The sequence below is a fragment of the Streptococcus sp. DD11 genome, from assembly GCF_001578865.1.
Classification (GTDB): Bacteria; Bacillota; Bacilli; order Lactobacillales; family Streptococcaceae; genus Streptococcus; species Streptococcus panodentis.
Genome location: NZ_KQ969392.1, coordinates 37,417 through 39,818 on the forward strand (window position 1 = coordinate 37,417; position 2,402 = coordinate 39,818).

At 49.4% G+C, this 2,402-nt stretch carries 2 protein-coding genes; both read right to left on the reverse strand.

Going from position 1 to position 2,402, the window contains the following annotated elements:
* Positions 1–32 precede the first annotated feature (32 nt).
* Positions 33–1,376 (reverse strand): DEAD/DEAH box helicase, encoded by a 1,344-nt coding sequence (locus tag STRDD11_RS00185; RefSeq protein WP_128834207.1) that lies wholly within the window; start codon positions 1,374–1,376, stop codon positions 33–35.
* Positions 1,377–1,577: 201 nt separating this feature from the next.
* Positions 1,578–2,402, reverse strand: an 825-nt coding sequence (mraY, locus tag STRDD11_RS00190; protein WP_128835291.1) for a phospho-N-acetylmuramoyl-pentapeptide-transferase, incomplete at its 5' end; no start/stop codon positions are given.

The following is a 2,402-nucleotide window of genomic DNA, read 5'->3' on the forward strand; positions in this document are numbered from 1 at the left end:
TTTCTTATGTCTGCGATAGAAAAATCCTATGGCTAGAAAGTCTGGCGTTTGGCCTTGCGCTCAGCCCGGCCGCGGGCCCGATTCTCCGCCCGCTTGGTCTTGCGGCGTTTTTCATTGACAGCCCACTGGATTTTCTTCTTATAGCCCGGTTTGATTTTTTTCTTTTTCTTTTTGACCAGACCAATCATTTCCGTGTCCAGCTTTTCTCTGCCTTTCTCCCGGTTGGCCCGGCGGTCACGGTCGTAAGTATCCTGAAACTCACCGTTCTTTATCATTTTGGGAATGAACTTGATGCCCAGCCTTTCCAGCTCGCGAATATCTGAGTCGTCGCTGGGCTGGTAGAGAGTGATGGCCGTGCCGGCAAGTCCGTTGCGGCCGGTTCGGCCGACCCGATGGACAAAGAAAGATAAATCCTGCGGAATTGCATCATTGATAACATGGCTGACGCCCTCAATGTCAATCCCCCGTGCAGCTAAATCGGTCGCAACGATGTATTCAAAATCCAGATTCTTAATCTGATTCATCAACCGCCTGCGCTCCCGCGGGGCAATATCGCCGTGGAGCTTGGCTGCCTTGAGGCCCTGAGCAGTCAGATAGGCATGCAGTTCATCCGCCCGGGTCTTGGTATTGACAAAAATCATAGCCAGATAAGGCTGCAGCAGCTGGCTGATTTGATAAATCTGAGCATTTTTATCCTGCCCCTTGGTAGACAGCAGCCAGTTTTCAATCGTATCGGCAATGACCGTCTTGGTCTTGATCTGCTCCATGACAGGATTGGTCAGGTATTTTTTAAGGAAAGGCTGCAGCTTCTGCGGAATAGTGGCTGAAAAGACCAAGAACTGCAAATCTTTGGGCAGGCTGCCCGCAATCTTATCCACCGTTGCCAGAAAGCCCATATCCAGCGTCATATCTGCTTCGTCAACGACAAAAGTATGGGCCTTGTGAATCGCCAAATCGCCTGACTCCACCAAATCGTAAATCCGGCCCGGCGTTCCGATGACGATATGAGGCTGGCTGGAGCTTAGCTTCCCAATCTGACGGGCCTTGTCTGTCCCTCCGACATAGTTGGCGACACGAATCTCCTGATCTGCGCAGGCAGCTATCTGACGGGCCGCCTGGTAAATCTGTGCTGCCAGCTCCCGGCTGGGAGCCGTGATGACAGCCTGCACACTGTCAGCTTCTTGATCCAGCTGCTGAAAAATCGGCAGCAGGAAAGTATGGGTCTTACCCGAGCCAGTCTTGGACTCGCCCACCAAATCACGGCCGGACAGGACCACCGGAATCAGCTTTTCCTGCACTTCTGTCGCCTGAACAAAGTTCAGCTCTCTCAGCGCCTCCTGAATATAATCTTTGAATTCAAATTCTGTAAATTTCATTTTATCCTCTATTCTATTGTCCTCACTATTATACCAAAAAAACGGCTATCCTGCTCGTACTCTTTTTATCTTATAGACTTTTAGTTTGCTTTTAGTAGTGAGAGTCTGTCCCACTCTCGATAATAGACAAGAAAAGAAGCAAAAAAGGCGGCGGGACAGAACGAAATGTTTTAACATTTCGTTCTGTCCCGCCGCCTTGTTCTATAGATACAGAATAGCCAGAGCCAAGAGACTGCCCAGCAGGCCGATGCTCCAGAAGAAAAAGTCAACCTTCCACTCGCTCCATTCTTTACCGTGGCCGCTGATACCGCCCAGCTCAAAATGATGATGGACCGGAGTCATGCGGAAAATCCGCTTGCCGCCGGTATACTTAAAGTAGGCTACCTGCAGCATGACCGATGTCGTTTCAAAAACGTAGACAATGCCAATCAAAAGCAGGGTCCACTCCTGATGCAGGGCAATGGAAATAGCCGCCAGCATGCCGCCCAGAGCCAGACTGCCGACATCCCCCATGAAGACCTTAGCCGGCTTGTGATTGAAGACAAAGAAGCCCAACAGCCCCCCCATCATGCTGATAATGATAATCAGAATATCAAAACGCTTTTGCTCAAAAGCAATGATAGCATAAGCCAGCAGACTGATGACTACCGAGATGCTGGCTAAACCGTCAATACCATCGGTCAGATTGACTGCATTGGAAAAGCCGACCAGCCAAAAAAGGACAAAAAAGACATAGAGAAAGCCCAGCTGTACCGGAAAAGTAAAGACATTGAGCTGGTCGCCTGCACCATGCTGGTTATAATAGAAGTAAAAGACTACTCCTCCGACCAGCTGCAAAAAGAGCTTTTGCTTGGGATTGAGGCCTTCATTGATCTTACGGAAAACCTTGAGAAAGTCATCCAAAAAGCCGACAATGCCATAAAGCACCAAGATAAAGAGAATCATAATCAGGCTATTGGACAGCTGACCTGCAGCTAAAGCAATGACAAAGCTGGCTAAGACCGAAGCGATGAGAAAGACCGTCCC